This is a genomic window from Microbacterium sp. C-MGS6, assembly GCF_058140415.1.
Map to the genome: position 1 here is coordinate 506,233 of NZ_CM176934.1, position 22,362 is coordinate 528,594.

The window sequence follows — 22,362 nt, forward strand, 5'->3', positions numbered from 1 at the left end:
CCTCTGACTCTCAGACCTCGGGCTCGGGGCGGTCGAGGAGGCCGCCCTGTCGTTCGACGTCGGCCGCCGCGTCGGGCGGGGACTCCCGGCGTCGCCGGAGCACGATGAGGATGCCGAGGACCCCGAGCAGGGTCGCTCCGGCGATCGCGGCGATCAGCGCCACCTCGCGGGTGAGGATGAAGGGCGGCACGCCGTGGTCGGGGTCGACGCTCACGACCGGGGGTCGCACCGCGCTCTCCGCGGTGTCGAAGAAGGGGCTGACGGGCCCGCGCGTGGTGGGGTCGGGGAGGAGCTGGATGGCGGCCGACGGCCGGATGAAGCCCCAGCCGTTCACGTCGTCGCGGTTGTCGGCATCGGCGCGGAGTGCCGTGGCCGTCAGTCGATACGCCCACCCCGCCGGAGGATCGTCCGGGTGTGCCTGGGCGACCAGCGCGGCCGCCGCGCTCACGTAGCCGGTGGCGAAGCTCGATGCCGGGGCGTCGGAGGCGAACAGGCAGTCGCCGCCGCCCGTCGCCGCGGTGAGGACATTCGCGCCGGGGGCCGTGACGCCGACCTGCGGCCCGTGGATCGAGCTGTCGGTCGCGAGGCCGTTGGCGTCGGCCGCGCTGACGCCGAGGGCCTGTTCGTAGGCGGCGGGATACCGGGCTCCGTCTTCCGCCTCGGGGTCGGAGGCCCTGTTGCCGCCGCTGGCGACGACGAGCGCTCCGACCGCAGCAGCGTGCTCTACCGCCCCGCGCAGCGCAGGCGAGTCCGTCTCCTGTGACGACGAGACGTTGATGATGTCCGCGCCGTTGTCGGCCGCCCAGTTGATGCCGTCGGCGAGGCGCTGGGCGCTCGGGCCCCACCCCTTGTCGACGTCCTGCGGCGAATCGCTGCGGAACGCGCGCACGGACAGCAGGCGCGCGTCGGGGGCGAGGCCCACGACACCGGAGCCGGAGACGGGCTGCGCCGCGATCTGCCCGGCAATGGCGGTGCCGTGCCCGGTCAGATCGCTCAAGCCGTCAGCGCGTTCCCCGTCGCCAACGAGGTTCACACCGCCGACGACGACACCGGCGAGGTGCGGGTTGCCGGCGTCGATTCCGGAGTCGACGACCGCCACCACGATGCCCTTCCCGGTGGCGAGACGGTTCGCATCCTCCGCCCCGAGGGCCGTGAGTGCCGACGGCGCCTCCGCAGCGAACACCACGGTGCCGGGCTCGCAGGCACCGGTCGCCATCGACACGATCGTCGTGGGGGCAGCCGGCGCGGCCACCGCGGCGGCCGGCGTCCCCAGCACGGCAGCACCCACCACGAGGGTGGCGAGAGCGGCACGGCGGCGCATCACTCGTCCCCGGAGCCGGGCGACTCTCTCGCGGCCTCGGTGGTCAGCGCCGGCCCGGCGGCGAAGAAGTCGATCCACGCGCTCGGCACCCGTCCGACGTCGCCCGGGGTGTAGCCGAGCTGGGCGAGCGGGCCGCTCGCCGCGTCTTCGGCCGACTCGTCCAGGACGGCGCCCGGAATGGCGTAGGCGGTGCCGGACTCGTCGACGAGAACGGCCATGCCCACCGCTTCATCGGACGGGCCGCTCGTCTGCACGAGGGCCCCGCCGCCGACGGTGACGCCGACGCGGTCGCGACCTTCCGGCAGCTCGGTGCTGGTGGACCCGAGGACGGTGCGGGCGTCGTCACCCAGGACCGCGCACGGCGTCTCGTCGGATGCGAGCGGCGTCAGCGGAAGCGTGGGCCAGTCGTCGCCACCGGCGTTCGGCACGGTGGGCACGTCGGCCACTTCCGCCGGCGACACCTCTTCCTCGTCCGTGCCGGCCTCCTGCGCACTGCCGAGCAGGTAGAGCTGGTACGCGAGCGGGCTGAGGCGCGCGAGCTCTCCGGTCGCGAGCGCGACGTAGCGCTCGTCCGCGGGGCTGCCCTGCACGTGCACGATCGTGCCCGCCGTCAGGTCGGTCCCCGGCACCTGGGCGCCGACGGCGTTCAGCCGGATCGGCTCCAGATCGGCGCCGCTCTCGAAGAGGTTGAGCCAGCGCCCGTCGACCTCGATGACGTCGCTGGTGCCGAGGCCGACCGCGCGCAACACCGCGTTGGCGTCGTCGGCGGGGACGGCGTATCGCAGGCCGCCGGCGATCACGAAGAGCTCGTCGCCACGCTGCACCACAGCGCCCGTGCCCGTCGACGGTGCCGCGATCGGCGTCCCCGAAAGCGAGACGGCGGTGCCGGCGGCGTCGTCGACGCACGCCGTCCATGCCGTGTTGATCAGGGCACGCGGGGTGGGCAGGTCGTCGGGCGCGCCGAGGATGCCGATCGAGCCGCCGACCGGGATGCCGTCGAGGGCGGCCTGATCCGTGCGCACGACCTTGAACTCGCCGGCGGGGATGAGCAGGCGGGCGCTGGCGGTGTTGATGACGGGGTACAGCGTCCCCTCGACCGAGACGTAGCGGGCGCCCGTGTCGGTGGCGACGATGAGGCGGTTGTTCTGCCAGTCGCCCGGGAGGCCCGGCTGCATGATGCCCCAGAACACGCCGACGAGGATCACGCCGACGGTGAGGGCGATGCCCGCGATGACGGCGCGCAGCGGCTTGGCGGGTTCGAGCTCCTTGCCGCCGGGGGCGCCGCCGGTGAAGGCGGAGAGGAGTCGTCGTCGGCTGAAGCCCTGGGCCTCGATCAGGTCTTTCTTGGTCGCCATCGGTCAGACGAGCCCCGCCGTGATGACGCCGAGCGGGAGCAGGAGGGCGAGCGCGACGACCTCGACCGTGTCGCCGAGTCGCGTGAGGCGGAGGCGGGCCTTCGGCGTGAGCAGCGTGAGACCGATGAGGACCACGGTCGCGACCACGAGGATGAGCAGCATCCAGGTGCGCACGTCGGGGAGGGCGAGAGCGACGGTCACGCCGGTCGCGGCGAGGCCGATCGCCCCGATCGTCATCAGCACGAGCACACCGAGACGGGCGTGCATCTGCCGCGACTGGAACATCATGCCGACGAAGGCGAGCACGCACAGCACGGCGCCCGTGACACCGCTGGCGGCGACGAGCGGGGTCGCGATCAGGGCGGCGAGGCCGAGCGCGGCACGGAGCGCGATCAGCGTGCGGGTACCGGCCGCGGCGCGACGCTTCACCTCCTCGGCATCGATGGGCTGCGGCGCGGAGAACATGTCGGCATCACTCTGCGGCGAGATCACCCGGATGCGGGTGGAGCTCAGGGCCAGCCAGGGGATGCCGTTCGCGAGCAGCGCCGTGGTCGCGAGCATCAGGGCGTACGAGGCGAGCGGATCGCCGAAGACCGCGGCCGCCGTGGCCGTGATCCCGACCGAGGCGCCGAGGGCGATGGGCACGAGGTGGATCTCGGGCTTGTCCTGGGTGACGGCCAGGCTGAGGCCTCCGACGACGACGAGTCCGAGCCCGAGAGCGGCGAGCGGCCAGCCCCAGATGCTCTGCGCGGGGACCGCGAGGTAGCCCGCGAGCCCGCCGTACGCCGCGGCGGTGAGTCCGAGCGCATGACCGGCCTCCGGCTGCCGCAGCCGCATCAGCACCGCGGCCGCGACGCTGAGCACGACCGCGCCCGATCCCGCGATGATCGCCGGGAGCAGAGACGTCGGCGGCGTCGCGACGAGGAGCACGGCGCAGAGGGCGAGGAAGGTGAGGCTGACGAAGAGGGCGGTGCGGGAGCTGTCCGCGGGCGTCCAGGAGTTGTGCTGCTCCGCCGTCGCGTCGATCACGGCTTCCACGACGTCGTCGTAGATGCGCGGCTCGCGCATGAGCCCGCCGCGCACCAGGGTCAGCAGCTCGCCGTCGTGCACGCCCTGGGCCGCGGCGCCGCGAGCGGGGTCGAGGGGTGTGCCATCCGCCCGCTGCAGCGCGTATCCGCCGTGCGTGAGGGTCGGATCCAGCACGCCCAAACTCCGAGCGAAGCCGGGGATGATCTCGACCAGGGGGACCTGCGATGGCACCCCCACGTCGAGCCTGCGGTCGTCGCTGACCACGGAGATCCGCAGCACGGTTCCTGCCACGGTGCCGCTCTGGCTCATATCGGTGGTGTCCCCCCACGTGTGCGATGCTCTCCCGCCGCAGGCGTTGCGGGGGTCCGGCCCGGACTCACTCTAGTTGACAGGCCAGATACTATCTGTTGCGAACGCGTGGACGAGCGATGGCGGCGTCGCGCGACCGGAGGAAGGCGGGGGAGATGTCGGAAGAGATGAAGATCGGCGGCTCGCAGATCGAGGCGCTGGTCGGTGAGCTCCGTGGGGCGCGCGACGAGATCGCGCGACTGCTCGGCGACCTGCAGGCGAGCCTGGACCGGCTCGCAGGTGAGTGGAGCGGCGAGGCCCATCGCGCATATGCGCACGCCCAGGGGCGCTGGAATGCACTGATGCAGGAGATGCAGGACGAGCTCGACCGCGTGCAGCGACGGACCGGGGACTCGAACGACGTCTTCGCGAACGCACAGCGGTCCACCAAGAGCTTGTGGAGTGAGGCATGACGAATCACGATTCGACGCATGAGCGTCTGGGAGCCCTGCGCGCGGCGGACCCCGAGATCTGGACAGTGTCCGACGATGATGGGCTCGTACAGGTGTCGGTCGGGGCCGACGGTGCGTTCGACCTGCTGCGCCTGTCGCCGCAGTGGTGGCGATCGGTGCGCGCGGAGGATGTCGGTCCGCTGATCCTGCGGCTGTTCCGTGCGAGCGAGGCGTCCAGGAATCAGACGAAGGTGGAACTGGAAGAGGAGCTGGGGCACCGCGCCTCAGCGGGCGAGACCGCTCCCACCGTGGAGACGCCGAGAACGCAGGGCCGCGCCGCCCTCAGCGCTCGGCTCGGCAACCTTCTCGCCGCGTTCTCCGAACTCGACGACTATCGGCGATCCGTCGAAGCAGCGACGCGCGAGTCGATTCAGCTGCGCAGCCCGTCGGGAAACGTGACGCTCGAGCTGGTCGGCGGGACTCCTCGCGCCCTGGACGTCGACCCCTACAACGTCCAGTTCACGCCCGAACAGACTCTCGCGTCCGAGATCGTCGGACTGTTCCAGGAAGCGGACCATTGGCTGCGTGATCAGCGTGACCGCGTGCTCGGTGACCTGCCGGAGCTCGAGGCGGTCGTGTCATCCGTCCGCGCCCGCACCCACCCCTCGCACTGACCACCCCTGCACCCGCATAGCGACGACGGAGGACCATGAGTTACGAAGACTATGAGGCGGCGCTCGAAGATCTCGAGGCGGACTCGAAGGTGTGGAGCGACCTGTCCACGACGTACGGCGAAGTGGCCGGGATCGTCGAGGAGTGCGTACTGGCCCGATTCGAGATGGACGGAATCGGACACATGGTCGGTGCCGAAGAGAACTACAACACGGCGCAGGACACGATCTCGACGCTCGTCGACGATGCCAAGATCGCGCTCCAGGCCGTGTCGGACAAGCTTGTCCAGACGAAGCGGAACTACGAGGCGGCCGACGGCTACTCGCAGTGGTTGCTGGATCAGGGCTGAGCCGGAGCCTCGGAGAGGAACAACATGGAGTTCATCACACCCACCGACCAGGGTTCGTTCGACGACCTGGTGCGCAACGTCACCGACGGCATCGCCGAGACCGGCCAGAAGCTCACGGAATGCAACGAGGCGTACGACGCCAAGAAGGGCGACATCAGCCTCTGGGATAAGTTCCTCGACTGGTTCAAGAACACCATGAACGAGGTCAGGGAACGTCTCAACGACGCCATCGAGAAGTACAACGAGTTCGTCGCCACGATCGCCGACTATCTGAGTCCCGGCAATCCGTTCGCGATGTACGCGAAGCACGACAAATGGATCACGGTCAAACAGAAGATCACCGGCTCGAAGACGACGATCGAAGGTTCCTACCTGCGCGCGGACAGCACGTGGAAGGGCGACCCCGGCGATGGCTACGGTGACCTCGCGGAACGGCAGAAGGCCGCGATGGACACCCTGGCGGGGTACACGGACTCGATGATGGACTTTCTCAACGAGTACGCGGAGAAGATCCTCAACGCGTGGATCGACTTCGGTGAGCGGATGATCACCTACATGCTCGACCAGGTCGACGCGGCGTCCGAGTTCATCTCGGCAGACCCGCTGAAGTGGCTCGACATCGTGCCGAAGATCGTGAATGTCTGCACGAACCTTGCGCAACTCGCGGTGGACATGACGGCGCAGCTGGCCCGGAACTTCACCGCATCGAAGAGCACCGCCGACTCGCTCAAGCAGGGGATGGCCAATCTCTACGGCTTCCCGAACGGCACCTGGCCGGCTGCCGTCATCTACTGAGGTGATCATGCACGAAACCCGCATCCGCCGTGCGCGGAAACTGCTCGCGTGGACGGGGGCCCTCTGCCTGGCCGCCTCCATGAGCGCGTGTGCTCCGGCGTCGCCGGTGCAGCCGATCGCGACAAGCATCGACGACCTGCAGGCAGAAGCCACGGTCGAGAACTTCTTCGAACTCCTCGAGGACGGAGATGCGCGATCGGCGGCGTTGATGACCGACCTCGACGTCGACATCGACGCCGACGAGGCGCTGCTGCTCGCCGACGAGGTGTACTCGTCTGTCGATTCGAGGCCTGAACTCGTCGAGGTCACCCGGGCGGAGACGGTCGCGGACGGCGCGCAGGTACAGGTGCGGTACCAGGTCGGAGACGACACCAGGGACGAGACCATGCACCTCGTCCGCATCCCGAAGGAGGGCACGGTCCCGGAGCATCGCCTCGTCCATCTGTCGTCCGAGACGGTCGGGGTGGACATGTCGGGTGCGGAACGGCTGCCCGACGGCACGGAGTACCGCATCAACGGCGTGGACGTGACCGCGGCGATCGTCGCGGCAGTGCAGAATGCGTCCGCCACGGGAGGGACACCGCGCGTGCTGGCGTTCGGTGGCAGCTACCCGATCGACGTCGTGGTTCCGGGTGGCGACGGATTCACCGACACGTTCCTGCTCGAGGTCCCCACCTTCGTCGGTGGCGATTCAGCCGGCGAAGGATTCGCGGACTTCGTCCGTCAGCACGGGTTCTGAGTGGTGAGGGCACTCATTCATCGATCGAACATAGAAATTTCCATACGGATCTGTCCAGGCCGTTGGAAATGGGCACCGACCTGCCTTAGCCTATGTGCGGAAACAGATTGGTCGGGGGTTGTTCCGAAGTCGTCCCGTATCGGGAAGGCGCTCCCCCGCGTGTGTCCTCATGGGGACCGGAGGGAGTGAGTAATGGCTGATGTCATCTCCGCAGAAGAGGGGGCTCTGCGTCGCGGAGCCCAGGCCGTGCGGGAGACGAAGTCCGGGATCGATCAGCAGACCAAGAAGGTCCGCGGTGAGATCGAGCAGCTGCGCGGGTTCTGGACGGGTGCGGCTGCCGCATCGTTCACCACGCTGATGTCGCGGTGGGACGAGCAGGCTCGTCAGCTCAACGAGGTCCTCGTGACGCTCGAGGATGCCCTCGCCGGCACCGAGCGCGACCAGGCCGCGACCGAAGAAGCTCACCAGCAGACCATCTCGGGCCTCGGCTCGATGATGGGCGCCTGAGCGCAGACCGCAGAGATTTCAAGGAGAACATGATGCAGTCGATGTCCGTTCGCCCGGAGCAGGTCAACGCTCTCGCGGCGCAGATCCGCAGCGGGTCGCAGGGTATTCGTTCCGAGCTGGACCGCCTCGAGTCCGAGGTCGGCAAGCTGCGTGCGGCGTGGGATGGTGCCGCGCAGCAGGCCTACGACCAGGCGCAGGCCAAGTGGAACCGCTCGCTGAGCGAGATGCAGCAGCTGCTCACGCAGATCGCCGGGAAGACCGAGGAGATCTCGGGTCAGTACGTGCAGACCGACAAGTCGGCTGCGGGGCGCTTCGGCGCGTGAACCCGGGGCGCGGGTCTGGCGCAGAGATGCGTCGGGCCCGCGCCGTCTGCTGTGCTTTTCGGTGAGCCACCGGACGGTACAGCAGGCGTGACGGGATCGCCGGAGGAAAGAAGAGGGGGCGTCGATGACCATCGGAATCGACCTTGATCAGATACTCGCTGAGATCAAGCGCATTCAGCGGGACATGCAGCAGCTTCCTGCTGCATCCGAGGTCGCCGTCTCGGAAGGTGGCGTGTCGGAAGCGACCGCGGATTTCCGCTACGCCGTCAAGCGTGTCGCCGACGGCATGGGCAAAGCGACACAGAACTCGATCGTCGCGCTGAACGACGCCAACGAAGCCATGCGTCTCGCGGTCATGGCCATCGCGGAACAGGATGCAGCGATCGCCGACGAAGCGAAGCTCATCCTCTCCTTGTTGGATTCCGCCGTGGAGCAGGCTCCGACGACGCCCCAGCCGACGCCCGCAGGGGCGCAGACCTCGGAGACCTCGACGGATGAGCCCGAGGAGATGGACTACTGATGAAAAGCGGACGACACCTGGTCGCTGCCGCGATCGGCGTGGTCGCGATGAGCGTCGCGGTCGCCGTGCCGGCGACAGCATCGGATGCGTCCGAGGGCGGGCTGTGGTATTTCAACCGGGGCAAGGTGCAGGCCGCACAGGACGCCGGCCTCGACGGTTCCGGAGTGACGATCGCCGTGATCGACACCCAGGTGAATCCGGATGCTCCCGGTCTGCGGGGCGCTGACCTCCAGGTGCGGGAGGAGTCGTTCTGTTTCGACGAGTCGGGAAAGCGGTATGACGCGATCTCCTCGGACTATGTCGCGGCGAATCACGGCACGAACGTCGCCTCGATGATCCTGGGCACGGGAGAGGCGGTCGGCGGCACCCCCATCAAGGGTGTGGCGCCGGGCGCGACGGTGCTCTATTACAACTCGATGATCACCACCAGCGCGCCGGAGGGGAACGACGTCGAGTCCACCTGCCTGCAGGAGAACGGCGAGCTGATCAATGATGATCTGAGCGATGAGGGAATGCGCCGCCCCTCCGGCCTGGCAAAGGCGATCTCGGCGGCGGTGGACGACGGTGCGGATATCATCTCGGTTTCGCTGGGCGGGCTGGTCGACGCCGCGGATTCGGTGGCGAAGGCTCATGCGGCCGGAGTCGTGGTGTTGGGTTCGCTGCCGAATGTGGGCGGGGTCGGTGACTGGCCTTCGAGCTACAACGGTGTCGTCGCCGTGCAGGCGTTCGGCCCCGATGGCAAGATCCAGTACTCGACGTACGATCCGGTGCTCGCCGAGCCCTCGCCGAATCTGAGTGAGGACGTGAAGGTGGCGTCTCCGGGGCTGGAGATCATCGCGCAGGGCACCGCGGACTCGTGGGACGCGCAGCAACTGCGTTCGGGGACCTCGTTGGCGACGCCGATCGCGGCCGGCTTCCTGGCGGTCGTGAAGCAGAAGTACCCGGAGGCGACGTCCAATCAGCTCATCCAGAGCATGATCCACAACACCGGGACGAAGGGCGAGCACGAACCGAAGTGGAACAACAGCGGCGGGTACGGGGCGATATCGCTCTCCGGCATGCTGGCTGTCGATCCGACGAAGTACCCGGATGTGAACCCGCTCTGGGACGCCGACGATGAGAACGCTGTTCCCCAGCAGGCCAACGTGGACGAGGAAGCCGCACTGCTCGCCGCGAGCGCTTCTCCGCAGCCGACGAGTGAGGCGGGCGATGATGCGGGTACCGCGGGGACGGATCTCGTACCGCTGCTGATCGGCGGTGGGGCCGTGCTCGCCATCCTCGTCATCGGCGGAGTGGTACTCGCCGTGGTGCTGACGAGCTCATCACGACGACAGAAGACGCAACAAGGGGGAGACCGATGACTGGACCGTACGAAACCGAGCTCAATCGCATTCGCGGACTCGAGGACTGGCGCATCCCGAAAGCCGCTTCCCTGCAGACGGCGCTCAACTCCCTCGTCGGTGCACTGGGCACCGTGCTGGATTCGTCGGCGTGGAAGGGCAGCTCTTTCGAAGCCGCACGAGAGTCGCTGGGGAAGCTGCAGGAGAACTTCCGCATCCTCGAAACTTACGTCGGACAGCTCACCACGACGATCGAGAACGCGAACACCTACCGTCGCAACGCGGCATCGACGGAGCTTCCGTCGACCAGGATCGACCCGTTCTGGGCGAACGCCGCCAAGGTCGGTTCCGTCGTCGTGCACCCCGTTCTCGGCCCGCTCGCCGCGGACAAGGCGCTCGATGTGATCGGCGGCTTCCTCGGCAACAAGCGTGAGGAAGAGGCGAAGCGCATCGTGCAGCAGATCGAGTCGGCCCTCGCGCCGTCCGCGAAGTCGCTCACGGCCGCGTCCGCGACACTGTCGGAGTTCGACCCGCGGGTCGCGGTTCCCGCACCGCCGCAGAAGCCGGTGGACCCGGGCACGGATGTCACCGCTCCGCACATCTCCTATCCCGGAGGCGGAAGCTCCCCCGGCGGCTCCAGCCCGGGTGGCGGAGGCCATCCGGGAAGCGTGAGTCCGCCTGCCTCCCCTGGCGGTGGACAGATCGGCGGGGTGAACCCTGGTGGCTGGGAGCCGACACCTCCCGGCGGCGGCTGGGAGCCCACCCCTCCCGGCGGCTGGGAGCCGACCCCTCCCGGTGCGGGCGGCGATGATCCCTCGATCGACTCTCCCGGCGGCGGCCTGCTTCCGGGCGGGCCCGGTGGCGGTTCCGGCGGTTCCGGTGGTCCCGGCGGCTCCGGTTCCGGCTCGCTTCCCGGCGGTGCCCTTCCGGGCGGGGTCTTCCCCGGCGGTGGCGGGGGACTCGGCGGCATCGTGGGCGGTGGCGCCGGTGCGGCGGCGATCGCGGCGAGCTCGAAGATCGCCGGCTTCGGCAGCATGGGCGGACTCGGCGGTGCCGGCTTAGGGCCGGGCGCAGGCGCTGGGCTCAAGGCCGGTGGCGGTCTGCTCGGTAACTCCGCCGTCGGTGGTGTCGGCGGCGTCGGTGGAGCAGGAGGTCCCGGCGGTATGGCCGGTGCCGGCGGCGTCGGCGGGGCGGGTGCCTCGGGCACCGGGTCCTCCGGCGCGGCAGGTGCCGGTGGCCGACCCGGCATGGGCATGATGGGCGGCGCCGGTGGCGCCGACGAGGAGGAGAAGGCGAAGCGTTCGGGCCTCGGTGGTCCTATCGCGCCGAAGCTGGAGGACGACGAGGAAGCTGGCCCCCGCGCCAAGGGCGCTCGCGCCGGATCCCGCGACGAGCCTGCCAACTGAATGACGCCGCTCTGGTCCGAAGAGGCCGGGCGCGGCGACCGCGTCGGATGAGTCCGGGGAGTTCGGGGTGCCGCAAAGAAGGGGGACCAATGGGGGGTCGAGGTAGCCGTCGTCATTCGACACAGACCTCGCCGTCCGCCACAGGATCGATGCGGCGAGTGTCTCGCGGTCTAGCCGCGGTCGTCGGCGTGGCCGGCTTTGCGATGGCGGCCCTAGTGCCGTCGGCGGCGGTGGCAAAGACGGCGGACTCGGGCTTGTGGTGGTTCGATCGTGGCCGGATTCAGGAAGCCCACGATGCAGGCTTCGATGGTTCCGGTGTCAAGGTGGCCGTGATCGACAGTCAGATCAATCCGGATGCGGTCGGTCTCCGCGGGGCGGACGTGACGGTCCGGGAGCCGTCGTACTGTCTGGACGCGTCAGGGACGCCGTATCCGGCGGCCTCGACAGATTACGTGGCCTCGCATCATGCGACGAACGTCGCATCGATGATCGTGGGAACGGGGGAGGCGCCCGCTGGCGGCGCCCCGGTGAAGGGCGTCGCGCCCGGGGTGGAGATGCTGTTCTACACTGCGCCGGTGGCCGACGGTGTCCTCGACGACGAGGGTGAGGATGCTGAGTGTCTGCAGGAGGGTGGCAGCAAGTTGGCGGCGGACAACCGGACAGGGCTGGACCATGCCGTCTCGGACGCAGTGGCTGACGGGGCGGACATCATCTCCATCTCCTCCGGTGGCATGGACGCATCGAAGGGCATCGCGGAGGCTTACGCCAACGACGTGGTGGTGGTCGCCAGTATGCCGAACGAGGACGGGATCGCCTCCCCGCCGGCCAGTCTGAACGGTGTCGTGGCCGTGCAGGCGTTCGGTGAGGACGGCAAGATCCAGAACGGGCAGTACGGGAAGCCGAACGTGAGTGACGACGTCATCGCCGCCGCCCCGGGAATCGGTCTGTTGCTGCAGGGCGCGTCGGACTCGTGGGAGGCGCAGTCGCTCGGATCGGGGACGTCGTACGCGACGCCGATCGTGGCGGGGATGCTGGCGGTCGTGAAGCAGAAGTATCCGGAAGCTACAGCGGGGCAGCTGATTCAGAGTCTCATCCACAACACGGGCACGAAGGGCGAGCACGAGCCGAAATGGAACTCCGGCACGGGATACGGCGCGGCGTCTCTTGCCGGGATGCTGGCGGTGGATCCAACGAAGTACCCGGATGAGAATCCGATCTTCGATGCCGATGATCCGAACGCCTCCCCGTCACTTGCGATGGTGAACGAGGTCAAGGCGGCACAGGATCGGGAAAATGCGACAGCGAGTCCACGACCCTCTTCCGCGCCCGGCGGGGCCGAGCAACCATCGGATGTGTCGGCGATGCCGTGGGTGATCGGCGGCGGGATCGTCGTCACTGTTCTGGTTGTGGGCGGGATCATCCTCGCAATCGTCGTGGCGCGCAACTCACGACGACAGACCGCCGCGCAAGGGGGAAAGCATGAGCAGTGAGCGCAATCGGTCACTCGACTCGTTGTGACCGAACGGAGGGGGAAGAAGATGCCGGAGGGAAATGACGTTCTCGCGTCTATGGAGGCGTTGAACGCGAAGATCGATGCGCAGATCGCGCGTTCGCGTGTGCTCGCGGAAGAAGCGGCGCGGGTGTCTGCCGAGGCGACGCAGACCACGGCGACGGTCACGTCGTCGGACGGTCGGGTCACGGTGGTGGCGCAGCCGACCGGGGCGATCGCCGAGGTACGGCTGTCGAGCGCCGTCGACGATGCGATCGCGCTCGGCGCGACGATCACCGACACGATCGCTGCGGCTCAGCGCGCGGCGGCCGACGCCGTGGTCGAGTCCCTGGCGCAGACGCTCGGTGCGGATTCCGGGCTGGTCGACGCTGTCCGGCGGGACGTCCAGGTCGCGTTTCCGGCCCCGGGCGACGACACCCTCGGGTACCGCTGATGGCGACGATCGAGGTCAACCCGTCCCGCCTGGCCGCGGCTGCGCGCTCCATCGGCGATGCGTCCGCGAACATCGACGCGGCCCTGGAGCAGCTCGTCGGGATCGCCGGCGTGCTGCGGGATTCGTGGTCGGGGGAGGCCCAGTCCGCGTTCGACTCCGCGCACGGGCGCTTCGACCTGTCGATGCGGGAGCGCAGCGCCCTCGTCGAGGCCATCGCGACCACCCTGGACGATCTCGCGACGTCGTACTCCGAGACGGACCTGGCCGGCCAGCGCGCACTCGGGGGGTAACTGAACATGACGATGTCGGGAGGATGGAAATGACCACGGGAGCGGCGAACCAGCAGATCGTCGTCGACGCGGATCTGCTGCAGGCTCATGTGCGGGCGCTCTCGGATGCCGCGGACATCCTGCGCGGCGCCGCGGCGAACGCGGCCGGCGGCGTGGGCGGAGAGGCGTTCGGTGCCCTGTGCACCCCCCTGCTCGGCCCGGCGGTGTCGGCACTCGCAGAGGCATCCCGGTCGACGCTCGCGACGGCGAGCGCGCTCTCGGCACTGACGTCTGCGGCTCTCGCAGCCACTGTCGGACAGTTCCGCGAGGTGGAGGAGACCGCCGTGACGACGTTCCGCGCGATCGAAGGACAGGCCCTGTGACCGCGGTCGCCGCGATCAGCGGCCAGGTGCGATCCGGGTCCTGGGCAGCGGGCGCTGCGGGCTACACGTCGGCGCAGGCCGATTGTGCGAGCATCCCCGGCATCGCCGGTCTGCTGATCCAGTACATCCAGCCCCTCCGCGAGTGGTTCGACGATCTGCTCGGCGACCCGGGCACCGTCGGCGCCTTCGCGGCGCGCTGGGAGGACGCGGAGCGCGCGCTCGGCAGGACGCACGCGATGCTCAGCGACGCTGATCGTCGGCTGGTCGACCTGGACGGCCGCACGGTCAGGGCGTTGCGCGAGCGCTTCTCCGATGTGCTCTCCGTGAGCGAGGACGGCGTGCAGTGGACGGGCGCGACTGCGAGCGCCGTGCGTGCGGTCTCGCACATCATCGAGTCCACCCGCGTGCTGATCTGCGACTTCCTCGGCCGTCTCAGCCGATTCGCCGAGGACCTCTTCGGATGGTCGGTGAACCCGCTGTCGAAGCTCAAGGACCTCGAGCGGTTCGCGAACTCCGCCGCGGAGTTCGTCACGGTCGGCGGCGCGCTCGTGAAGAACCTCATCAGCGCCGTCGTCTCACTCGCGGAGCTGCTGTACAAGCTCGTCCCGCTGGTCGGCGACGCGCTGCAGCGGCTCCGCGGAGTGATCGCCGACATGATGCCCGTGCTCGGGGGGCTGTTCGGCGGCCCGCTCGGAGTCCTCGGCGGCAATGTGCTGGACGACTTCCTCGACACGGACGTGAATGTGCGGGAGATCGACCCGGATGACCTGAGCGGGAGGGCGCTCCTCGCGTGGATCGAGGCGCACGAAGTCACCAACCTGCGCTCCCTCTCGGATCTCGTCGCGGTGAACACGACGACGGACGCCATGGGCGGTCAGGACGCGACGGTCATCGACATCAAGCAGGTGCGGGCGGCGGACGGTTCGACCCACTGGGTGGTGTCGCTGCCCTCGACGCAGCCGTGGGAGTTCGACGGGCCGCACGGTGCGATGAACGACCGCGACAGCAACCTGGCTCTCATGATGGACAACCCGGTCTTCCGTGGACAGTATGAGCGCGCGGTCCTGCAGGCGATGAAGGAAGCGGGGATTCCCGCCGGCGCTGATGTCGTCCTGACCGGTTTCAGCCAGGGAGGCATCATGGCGGCCAACCTCGCTGCCGACCCGACCTTCCCTTACAAGCCGCTCGCGGTGGTGACGAACGGTTCACCCGTCGACAACTTCGCGGTGCCGCCGCACGTCCCCGTCTATGCGTTCCAACACGCATCGGACGTCGTGCCGATGACCGATGGAAGCGCGGTGGCGGTGCCCGGACTACCCGGGCTGGCCCCCATCGACGTCCCGCACACGCCGATCACGGTTCTGCCGCCTAACATGCATCAGATCACGCTCCCCGACCCGCCAGGAAAGCACCTTTTCGATGCGCACGACAATGATGCGTACGCGGAATCCGTCGCCGCGTGGGAACGACACTATCGGTCTGAGAACGATGGCGAAGACCCCTGGGATCTCGCCGGACTCGGGGGGCAGGTCATCGACCACCAGGTGTATTCGGGGGTGGAGCATTGAGGCGTCATCGCGCTCTTGCTGCCGCCGCGCTTCTCGCAGGGGCGGTCTCTTCCCTTACCGGTTGCTCGCTCGTAGCTGGCGATCTGGCGGACGACGAGGTCGAGGAGATCCCGGCGGCGCTGTTGGCCTCCGATGTCGGAGTCACCGAGGCGTTTGCAGAGAAGGCGACGAGCGGACTCTCCTTCGAGCTGTCGGTCGGCGTCTATCTCGATGATGCGGAGTTCACCGAGTCGGACCTCGCGTCGGTTCTTCAGATCATCATCGATGAGAACGATCTGCCGACCGATGACATCGAGCTTGCGGTCCGTGACGTCGACGGTGCGGCCATCGACCTCGAATCGATGATGGAGCGGCTGGTCCCGGGAGTCGTCGACACGTCTGTGTATGGGCACGTCACGCTCACGACCGACGGCGCACGCGAGATCATCGACGCCGTCGGAGCGGGGGCATCGTGATCCCCCGAAGTGCCTGCGGCGGCGCCGCGCGGCGAGAGCCTCGCGCAGTGGATAGGGTGCAGGTGTGTCAGTCGAGATCGTAGAGCGGCGTCGGATCGTCCTCCAGAGCGAAGATCGTCGCATCGACCTCTCCCTGCCGCTCGACGAGACGCTGGAGGACGCCCTCACCCTGAGCGGGATCCCCGACGCGGACCGGTTCGTCACGATCGGCCCCGGGGGATACGAGATCCCCGGCGACACCGAGTGCGAAGACCTCGTCGACGGCGGCCTCTATGCGTTGATCGACCGCACGGCTCTGGCTCCGCAGGCGCGCCCGGCGGAGAAGGCGACGGACCAGACGCGCGCCGACCACGGCGCACGGTGGTGGCTGCTGGCCGTGAGCGGGATGCTGCTCGTCGCGGTCTTCGCCCAGGGCGCCGTCGATCCACTGATCCGGCTTCTCGTCGCCCTCCTCGTCGCGGCCGGTGCGATCGGTGGCGCTGTCGCGTGGGCGCGACGAGACTCCGCGGCGGGAGTGCGCGGCATCCTCGGGGTGCTCGCGCCGGTGCTGCTGTCGTTCGCGGCCGGCGTTCTCCTCATCCCGGCCGGGCTGGAGGACGCGTCGCACCTGTCGACCGCCGCCGGGTTCCTCGCGGCGGGTGTCACCACCGCGATCATCGCCGTGACGGCCAGGGCTCGCCCGATGCGCGCCGCGGCCGGGACGGCGACGGTGCTGCTCGTGGGCCTCGCCGCCGTCTGGGGCCTGGCCCTGCTCCTGCGGTGGGGGGAGGCGGAGGCCGCCGCCGTCTCGCTCGGCCTCGTTCCGCTGGGCCTGCGTGCCCTCCCGAGCAGCCTCGTCAACCTGCCCGAAGGCTACTTCATCGACTACAAGCACTTCATGACCAGCCGGTGGACCGTGCGCGGAGCCATCCCCGAGTCGGTCGGGCTGCTGCGTCCGGAGCGCATCACCGCCGTGGTCGACGATTCCTCCGCGCGCCTCATCGCGGGCACCGCCGTGCTGAGCATCGTGGCCGCGGCGATGGCTCCTGTCGCGTTCCTGCGGCCCTGGCCCGATGACGCGTTCGTGGTATCCGGCGGGATCGCTCTCCTCTGCTGCCTCGCGCTCGCCCTGCTGCTCACGCCGCGGCACACCACCTCGCGCCTCCTCCGGTGGTTCCCCCGTGCCGCGGCCGCCGTGGTCTGCCTCGTCGCCGGCATCCAGGTCGCGGCGGCCCTCGGGAGCGGCTTCCACCTGCTCGGAGCGGCCCTGCTGTTCCTCGTCGGGTTGGCGGCGGTGGCCGTCGTCATCCCGGTGTCCAAGGGCGCGAAGTCGCTGGTGTGGTCGCGGGTCGGAGACGCGTTCGAGTGGCTCGCCGTCGCGCTCGCCCTACCGTCGGCCCTGCTCTACGCGAATGCGCTCTCCCTGGTTCGTGGAATGATGGCCGGATGAGCGGGAACGGCCCATCACAGTCCTGGCCGAGCGGGGGTCCGATCCCGCCGATGGCGCCCGGCGGAGACCGTCCAGGGGAGATCCCCGCGCTGCCGCCCGCACTGATCGCGGCGCCGCCGGGCGTCGACGGCACGCCGCTCCGCCAGACGCCCGCGCCGCCCACGCCGATCGCCTCGTCGCGACGTGCCGTCCCGCGACCCGCCGAGGGACTCGGCCCCGCCTTCCGTGGAGCACCCGCCGGCACGATCCAGCGGATCGCCGCCTTCACCCTCGACGCGGCCGCCGTGTTCCTCGCGTCCGCCGTCGTCCTCGTGCTGACCCAGAGCGTGCTGCTCGCGGGCCTCACCGTCTTCGAGCTCGCCCTGTTCCTCTGGGTGCTGGAGGCGCGGACCGGCCTCACCCTCGGCAACGCCGTGCTGCGCCTGCGCAGTGCCCGCGCCGACCGGCCGTGGTCCCCGGGGATCGGGCGCCAGTTCGTCCGCGGCATCATCACCGGCGCCGGCTTCCTCGTGGCTGTCGGCAGCTGGGTCGTCGTCGCCTCCAGCGCTTGGGATCGCGGCGGCAGACGGCAGTCCTGGGCCGACCGCGTGGCCGGCACCGTCGTGGTCGCCGTGCCCGCCAAGGCGGCCGTCGAGGCTCCGCCGACTCCTGCCGCGGTGGAGGCCGCTCCGCTCGCTCCGCCGCAGGTCGTGCCGCTGGTGGCGTCGCCGTCTGTCGTGGACGAGGACTCCCAGCCCACCGACGCCCGCGCGGCCTCCCGCCGCACCGAGACCCCGGAACCGGCGGCACCCGGATCGGATCGGCCGCTCTTCACCGTCGCCCCGGCGCCCGGGTCGCAGGCGGGTGCCGAGGCCCCGGCCCCTGCCCCCGAGACCGGGGCGCTGCTGCTCATCTTCGACACGGGTCAGCGCGTGCAGCTCGCCCTCCCCGTCGCCGCGAACCTCGGGCGCGGCCCCGTCGCCAGCGCCCACGACGACCGCCTCATCGTCGTCACCGACCCCGACGCGTCGGTCTCGAAGACCCATCTGCGCATCGAGCACTCCCGCGGCCGCACCTGGGTCACCGACTTCGGTTCCACGAACGGCTCCGACGTCCGCAGCGACGACGGCCAGACGACCGAGCTGGTCGCGGGCGAGCGCGTGCTCCTCGACGACGCCGACCGTGTCCGCATGGGCAACCGCAGCTTCACCATCAGCCTTCTGCTGGGCACCGACAGCAGCGCCGGAGAGAGAGCATGACAGGACCCCGTCTCGCCCCGCCCCGTGTCCCCTCCGGGAGGCTCCCGGTCCAGGCCCCGCCGGAGCTGCAGCCGAACGACGGCGGCATCGGGATCCTCGGGTCGCTGCTGCCCATGCTCGGCAGCGTCGGCGCGATCGTCATGGTCACCATGTCGAACCAGTCCGTCACGGGTCTGCTCACCGGCGGCATGTTCCTGCTGTCCTCGCTCGGCTTCGTCGCCGTCAACGGCTGGCGGCAGCGCTCCCAGCGGCAGGCGGCCACGCTCGGTGCCCGCCGCGAGTATCTGGCGTACCTGACCGAGTTGCGGCAGACCGTCCGCGTCGCCGCCCGACAGCAGCGCCGCTCCGCGAACTGGCACCTGCCCGCCCCGTCGACCCTGCCGTACCTCGCGGAGGAGCGCACCCGCGTCTGGGAGCGCGGCGTCAACGACCCCGACTTCCTGTCGGTCCGCGTGGGCGTCACCGATCAGCCGCTGTGCGTCACGCTCGAAGCCCCGGAGCTCCCGCCACTGGCGCAGCTCGACCCCGTCGCCGCCTCGGCCGCGCACCGCTTCATGCTGACGCACGAGGTCCAGAAGAACCTCCCGCTCGGCGTCACCCTCCGCGACTACGCCCGCATCGAGATCACCGGCGACGAGGACGAGACCCGCGCGCTGGCGAGAGCCATGCTGCTGCATGCGGCCACCATGCACGACCCCGACGTGCTGCAGATCGTCATCGCCGCGGATACCGGCGTGCTCCCGCAGTGGGAGTGGGCGAAGTGGCTGCCGCACACGCATTCGCGCACCGTGCGGGACGGCCTCGGCGCCGCCCGCATGATCGGCTCGCAGCTGTCCGAGCTCGAGGACATGCTGCCGCCCGAGGTGCGGGAGCGCTCGCGCTTCGCCCGCGACGGCTCCGGACCGAAGACGCCGCATATCGTCATCGTCACGGACGGCGCCACGACATCGTTCAACGACGCCCTCGTCACCGGCGACGGCGTGCAGGGCGTGACCGTGATCGACCTCCCCGCCCGCTGGGGCGACCTCGACGACCCCAACGCCCTGCGCATCGCTTTCGAGACCGGCGGTGCCAGCACACGCGCCGAGCTCGTCAGCCTGCAGGTGCCCGCACGGCCGTTCGAGGCCGATGCGATCACCATCGTCGAGGCGGAGGCGACCGCCCGTCGGCTCATCGCCCTGTACTCGGGCGGCACCGCGATCGCCAGCAAGAAGAGCGCGACCGGCCAGGCCGAGCTCGTCGAGCTCCTCGGCCTGCCCGACGTGCGCGACCTCGACCTCGACGCCGCGTGGGCACCGCGCCTGGAGCGCGACCGCCTCCGCGTGCCGATCGGCCAGACCGAGGACGGCAGCCCGCTCATCCTCGACATCAAGGAATCGGCGCAGCAGGGTATGGGCCCGCACGGGCTCATCATCGGCGCCACCGGCTCCGGGAAGTCGGAGGTGCTCCGCACGCTGGTGCTGGCCCTCGCGATGACCCATTCGCCGGAGCAGCTCAACTTCGTGCTCGTCGACTTCAAGGGTGGGGCGACGTTCGCCGGCATGGCCGACATGCCGCACGTCTCGGCGATCATCACGAACCTCGGTGAGGAGATCTCCCTCGTCGACCGCATGCAGGACGCGCTCCAGGGCGAGATGGTGCGCCGACAGGAGCTGCTGCGGGCCACCGGCCCGTTCGCCAACGTGGCCGACTACGAGAAGGCGCGTCGCGGCGGACGCACCGATCTGGCGCCGCTGCCTGCCCTGCTCATCGTCGCCGACGAGTTCTCCGAGCTCCTGTCGGCGAAGCCGGAGTTCGTCGACACGTTCGTCAACATCGGCCGCCTCGGCCGCTCGCTGCAGGTCCACCTGCTGCTGTCCTCCCAGCGGCTCGAAGAGGGAAAGCTGCGCGGCCTCGACACGCACCTCTCGTACCGCATCGGTCTTCGGACGTTCTCGGCGGCCGAGTCCCGCACGGTCCTCGGCGTGCCCGACGCCTATCACCTGCCCACCCAGCCGGGCGCCGGCATCCTGAAGTCCGACACCGAGACGATGACGCAGTTCCGTGCCGCGTACGTATCTGGCCCGCCGCCGCGTCGTCGCCGGCGGGCGTCGTCCGGCGGCTCCGGCCAGAGCACCGGCTCGACGGCGGTCGAGCTGTTCACCGCCGCGCCGGTGTGGCGGGCGGAGGCACCCGTGGACGAGCCGGAGGTCATGGTCGACGCCGAACCGGAGGAGAAGCGCAACACCTTCGAGATCGCGGTCGAGTCCATGAAGGGACGCGGCCCCGCAGCGCACCAGGTGTGGCTGCCGCCGCTGGTGACGCCGGCCACCCTCGACCAGCTCTTCGGCGACCTCGTCGAGGACCCGTCGCTCGGGCTCGTCTCCCCGCGCTGGCGGGGTGCGGGGGCGCTCACGGTCCCGCTCGGCATCGTCGACGTGCCGCTGGAGCAGCGCCGCGAGAACCTTGCGGTCTCCCTCGGCGGCGCGGCCGGCCACATGGCGATCGTCGGCGCGCCGCTGAGCGGCAAGAGCACGCTCGCGAGGACGACGGTGGCGGCCCTGGCTCTCACCCACACGCCCCAGGAGGTGCAGTTCTTCGTCATCGACTTCGGCGGCGGCAGCTTCACCGGCCTGCAGGACTTCACGCACATCAGCGGCGTCGCGACCCGCTCCGAGCCGGACGTGGTCCGCCGTACGGTCGCCGAGGTCACCAGCCTGCTGAACGCCCGCGAAGTGTACTTCCGGCAGCACGGCATCGACTCGATCGACGCGTACCGTCAGCGCCGTGCGCAGGGTCTCACCGACGACGGCTATGGCGACATCTTCCTCATCGTCGACGGCTGGGGCACGCTGCGCGCCGAGTTCGAGATGCTGGAGCCGCAGATCCAGGCGATCGCCGCGCGGGGTCTCACCTACGGCGTCCACGTCGTGATCACGGCGGCGCGTTGGATGGAGATCCGGGCGAACATCAAGGACCTCATCGGCACCCGCATCGAGCTGCGCCTGGGCGACCCGACCGACTCCGAGGTCAACCGCAAGGCGGCGGAGAACGTCACGGCCATCCCCGGCCGCGGCCTCAACGACCGCGGCCTGCAGATGCTCACGGCGCTGCCCCGCGTCGACGGGGTGGACGACGCGTCGAGCCTCGCCGACGGGATCGACGACCTCGTGGCACGGGTTGCGGCGGCGTGGCACGGACCGGCAGGGCCCAAGCTGCGGCTGCTGCCCTCGCGCATCAGCCATGCCGATCTGCGCGCCGTGGCGGCCGCGCAGTCGCCGGACGGCACGGAGCCCCGCGAACTCCTGCTGGGCATCGATGAGGCGAACCTCGCCCCGTTCTCGATCGATCCGGTCGCCGAGCCGCTGCTGTACCTGTACGGCGACGCGGACTCCGGCAAGTCGTCGATGCTCCGCGGCGTCGTGCACGAGATCACGCGCCTGTACGGGCCGACCGAGGCGAAGATCTTCGTCGTCGACTACCGTCGTGCCCTCCTGGGCGAGATCCCGCAGGAGTACCTCGGCGCCTACCTCACGTCGCACGAGATGACGGAGGGCGGGATGAACGAGCTCGCCCAGTTCTTCCGCAGCCGCATCCCGGGACCCGACGTCACGCCCGACCAGCTCCGCAGCCGGTCGTGGTGGAAGGGCGCGGAAGGGTTCGTCCTCATCGACGACTACGATCTCGTGGCGACCTCGCAGGGCAACCCGGTCGCGGTCCTCGCACCGCTGCTCGCGCAGGCGGCCGATCTCGGCCTTCACGTGATCCTCACCCGCCGCACCGGCGGGGCGAGCCGCGCCGCGTACGATCCCATCATCCAGCGCATGACCGACCTGGGTGCGACCGGCATCCTGCTCTCGGGCAGCCCCGAGGAGGGCCAGCTCATCGGCAAGGTGAAGGCGGTTCCCGCGATCCCCGGCCGTGCGCAGATCGTCAGCCGCGATCGGGGCCTCGTCTCCGCGCAGCTGCTGTGGGTGCCGCCGAGCTACGAGTGACAACCGA

General features: G+C 69.8%; 22 protein-coding genes. 19 read left to right on the forward strand and 3 right to left on the reverse strand.

The annotated features are described in order from the left end of the window. Positions 1-10: 10 nt before the first annotated feature. Genes AC3B5L_RS02375 through eccD form a run of 3 tightly spaced genes read right to left on the reverse strand, consistent with a single transcriptional unit; the run spans position 11 to position 4,014 of the window. Positions 11-1,321, reverse strand: coding sequence for a S8 family serine peptidase (locus AC3B5L_RS02375; RefSeq protein WP_363444831.1), 1,311 nt, complete (start codon positions 1,319-1,321; stop codon positions 11-13). Then, positions 1,321-2,676, reverse strand: coding sequence for a type VII secretion protein EccB (gene eccB / locus AC3B5L_RS02380; protein ID WP_280568932.1), 1,356 nt, complete (start codon positions 2,674-2,676; stop codon positions 1,321-1,323). The genes AC3B5L_RS02375 and eccB overlap by 1 nt, the downstream gene beginning before the upstream one ends. A gap of 3 nt (positions 2,677-2,679) precedes the next feature. Next, a complete protein-coding gene (gene eccD / locus AC3B5L_RS02385) occupies positions 2,680-4,014 on the reverse strand; it encodes a type VII secretion integral membrane protein EccD (protein ID WP_259952760.1) in 1,335 nt (444 codons plus the stop codon). 155 nt (positions 4,015-4,169) lie between these two features. Between eccD and AC3B5L_RS02390 the strand changes: the two genes are divergently transcribed. The 19 genes from AC3B5L_RS02390 (at position 4,170) to eccCa (ending at position 22,355) form a co-directional block, all read left to right on the forward strand. Further along, positions 4,170-4,466: a WXG100 family type VII secretion target gene (locus AC3B5L_RS02390; RefSeq protein WP_259952759.1), complete on the forward strand. Its 297-nt coding sequence runs from the start codon at positions 4,170-4,172 to the stop codon at positions 4,464-4,466. Continuing rightward, on the forward strand, positions 4,463-5,119 hold the full coding sequence (locus AC3B5L_RS02395; protein ID WP_259952757.1) for a hypothetical protein: 657 nt from the start codon (positions 4,463-4,465) through the stop codon (positions 5,117-5,119). Before AC3B5L_RS02390 ends, AC3B5L_RS02395 begins: the two co-directional genes overlap by 4 nt. A 35-nt stretch (positions 5,120-5,154) precedes the next feature. Continuing rightward, positions 5,155-5,466 (forward strand): hypothetical protein, encoded by a 312-nt coding sequence (locus tag AC3B5L_RS02400; protein WP_490096191.1) that lies wholly within the window; start codon positions 5,155-5,157, stop codon positions 5,464-5,466. A gap of 24 nt (positions 5,467-5,490) precedes the next feature. Next, complete coding sequence (locus AC3B5L_RS02405; protein WP_187663159.1) at positions 5,491-6,261, forward strand: hypothetical protein; 771 nt, start codon at positions 5,491-5,493, stop codon at positions 6,259-6,261. Between the two features lie 7 nt (positions 6,262-6,268). Then, the gene (locus AC3B5L_RS02410; protein ID WP_259952754.1) at positions 6,269-7,000 is read left to right on the forward strand and encodes a hypothetical protein; all 732 of its coding nucleotides are present in this window, start codon (positions 6,269-6,271) and stop codon (positions 6,998-7,000) included. 192 nt (positions 7,001-7,192) lie between these two features. Then, complete coding sequence (locus AC3B5L_RS02415) at positions 7,193-7,507, forward strand: WXG100 family type VII secretion target (protein ID WP_187663161.1); 315 nt, start codon at positions 7,193-7,195, stop codon at positions 7,505-7,507. A 41-nt stretch (positions 7,508-7,548) separates the two neighbouring features. Next, positions 7,549-7,830 carry a WXG100 family type VII secretion target gene (locus AC3B5L_RS02420; RefSeq protein ID WP_136052373.1) on the forward strand — a complete coding sequence of 94 codons (282 nt, stop codon included), beginning with the start codon at positions 7,549-7,551 and terminating at the stop codon, positions 7,828-7,830. Between the two features lie 124 nt (positions 7,831-7,954). Further along, on the forward strand, positions 7,955-8,350 hold the full coding sequence (locus tag AC3B5L_RS02425) for a hypothetical protein (protein WP_187663162.1): 396 nt from the start codon (positions 7,955-7,957) through the stop codon (positions 8,348-8,350). After that, complete coding sequence (locus AC3B5L_RS02430) at positions 8,350-9,711, forward strand: S8 family peptidase (RefSeq protein WP_259952750.1); 1,362 nt, start codon at positions 8,350-8,352, stop codon at positions 9,709-9,711. Before AC3B5L_RS02425 ends, AC3B5L_RS02430 begins: the two co-directional genes overlap by 1 nt. After that, positions 9,708-11,096: a hypothetical protein gene (locus AC3B5L_RS02435; protein ID WP_259952749.1), complete on the forward strand. Its 1,389-nt coding sequence runs from the start codon at positions 9,708-9,710 to the stop codon at positions 11,094-11,096. Before AC3B5L_RS02430 ends, AC3B5L_RS02435 begins: the two co-directional genes overlap by 4 nt. Before the next feature lie 188 nt (positions 11,097-11,284). Next, complete coding sequence (locus AC3B5L_RS02440) at positions 11,285-12,586, forward strand: S8 family peptidase (RefSeq protein ID WP_259952747.1); 1,302 nt, start codon at positions 11,285-11,287, stop codon at positions 12,584-12,586. 87 nt (positions 12,587-12,673) lie between these two features. Continuing rightward, positions 12,674-13,039 carry a YbaB/EbfC family nucleoid-associated protein gene (locus AC3B5L_RS02445; protein ID WP_187663166.1) on the forward strand — a complete coding sequence of 122 codons (366 nt, stop codon included), beginning with the start codon at positions 12,674-12,676 and terminating at the stop codon, positions 13,037-13,039. Next, a complete protein-coding gene (locus tag AC3B5L_RS02450) occupies positions 13,039-13,329 on the forward strand; it encodes a WXG100 family type VII secretion target (protein WP_187663167.1) in 291 nt (96 codons plus the stop codon). Before AC3B5L_RS02445 ends, AC3B5L_RS02450 begins: the two co-directional genes overlap by 1 nt. Before the next feature lie 29 nt (positions 13,330-13,358). Next, positions 13,359-13,691 carry a hypothetical protein gene (locus tag AC3B5L_RS02455; RefSeq protein ID WP_187663168.1) on the forward strand — a complete coding sequence of 111 codons (333 nt, stop codon included), beginning with the start codon at positions 13,359-13,361 and terminating at the stop codon, positions 13,689-13,691. Further along, positions 13,688-15,259 carry an alpha/beta hydrolase gene (locus AC3B5L_RS02460; protein ID WP_259952738.1) on the forward strand — a complete coding sequence of 524 codons (1,572 nt, stop codon included), beginning with the start codon at positions 13,688-13,690 and terminating at the stop codon, positions 15,257-15,259. Before AC3B5L_RS02455 ends, AC3B5L_RS02460 begins: the two co-directional genes overlap by 4 nt. After that, positions 15,256-15,714 carry a hypothetical protein gene (locus tag AC3B5L_RS02465; RefSeq protein WP_232089166.1) on the forward strand — a complete coding sequence of 153 codons (459 nt, stop codon included), beginning with the start codon at positions 15,256-15,258 and terminating at the stop codon, positions 15,712-15,714. The genes AC3B5L_RS02460 and AC3B5L_RS02465 overlap by 4 nt, the downstream gene beginning before the upstream one ends. Positions 15,715-15,778: 64 nt before the next feature. Continuing rightward, entirely contained in the window at positions 15,779-17,143 is a 1,365-nt protein-coding gene (locus AC3B5L_RS02470) for a hypothetical protein (RefSeq protein WP_370428947.1), read from the forward strand. 50 nt (positions 17,144-17,193) lie between these two features. After that, positions 17,194-18,381 (forward strand): FHA domain-containing protein, encoded by a 1,188-nt coding sequence (locus AC3B5L_RS02475; RefSeq protein ID WP_490096192.1) that lies wholly within the window; start codon positions 17,194-17,196, stop codon positions 18,379-18,381. Further along, positions 18,378-22,355: a type VII secretion protein EccCa gene (gene eccCa, locus AC3B5L_RS02480; RefSeq protein ID WP_259952736.1), complete on the forward strand. Its 3,978-nt coding sequence runs from the start codon at positions 18,378-18,380 to the stop codon at positions 22,353-22,355. Before AC3B5L_RS02475 ends, eccCa begins: the two co-directional genes overlap by 4 nt. Positions 22,356-22,362: the final 7 nt, after the last annotated feature.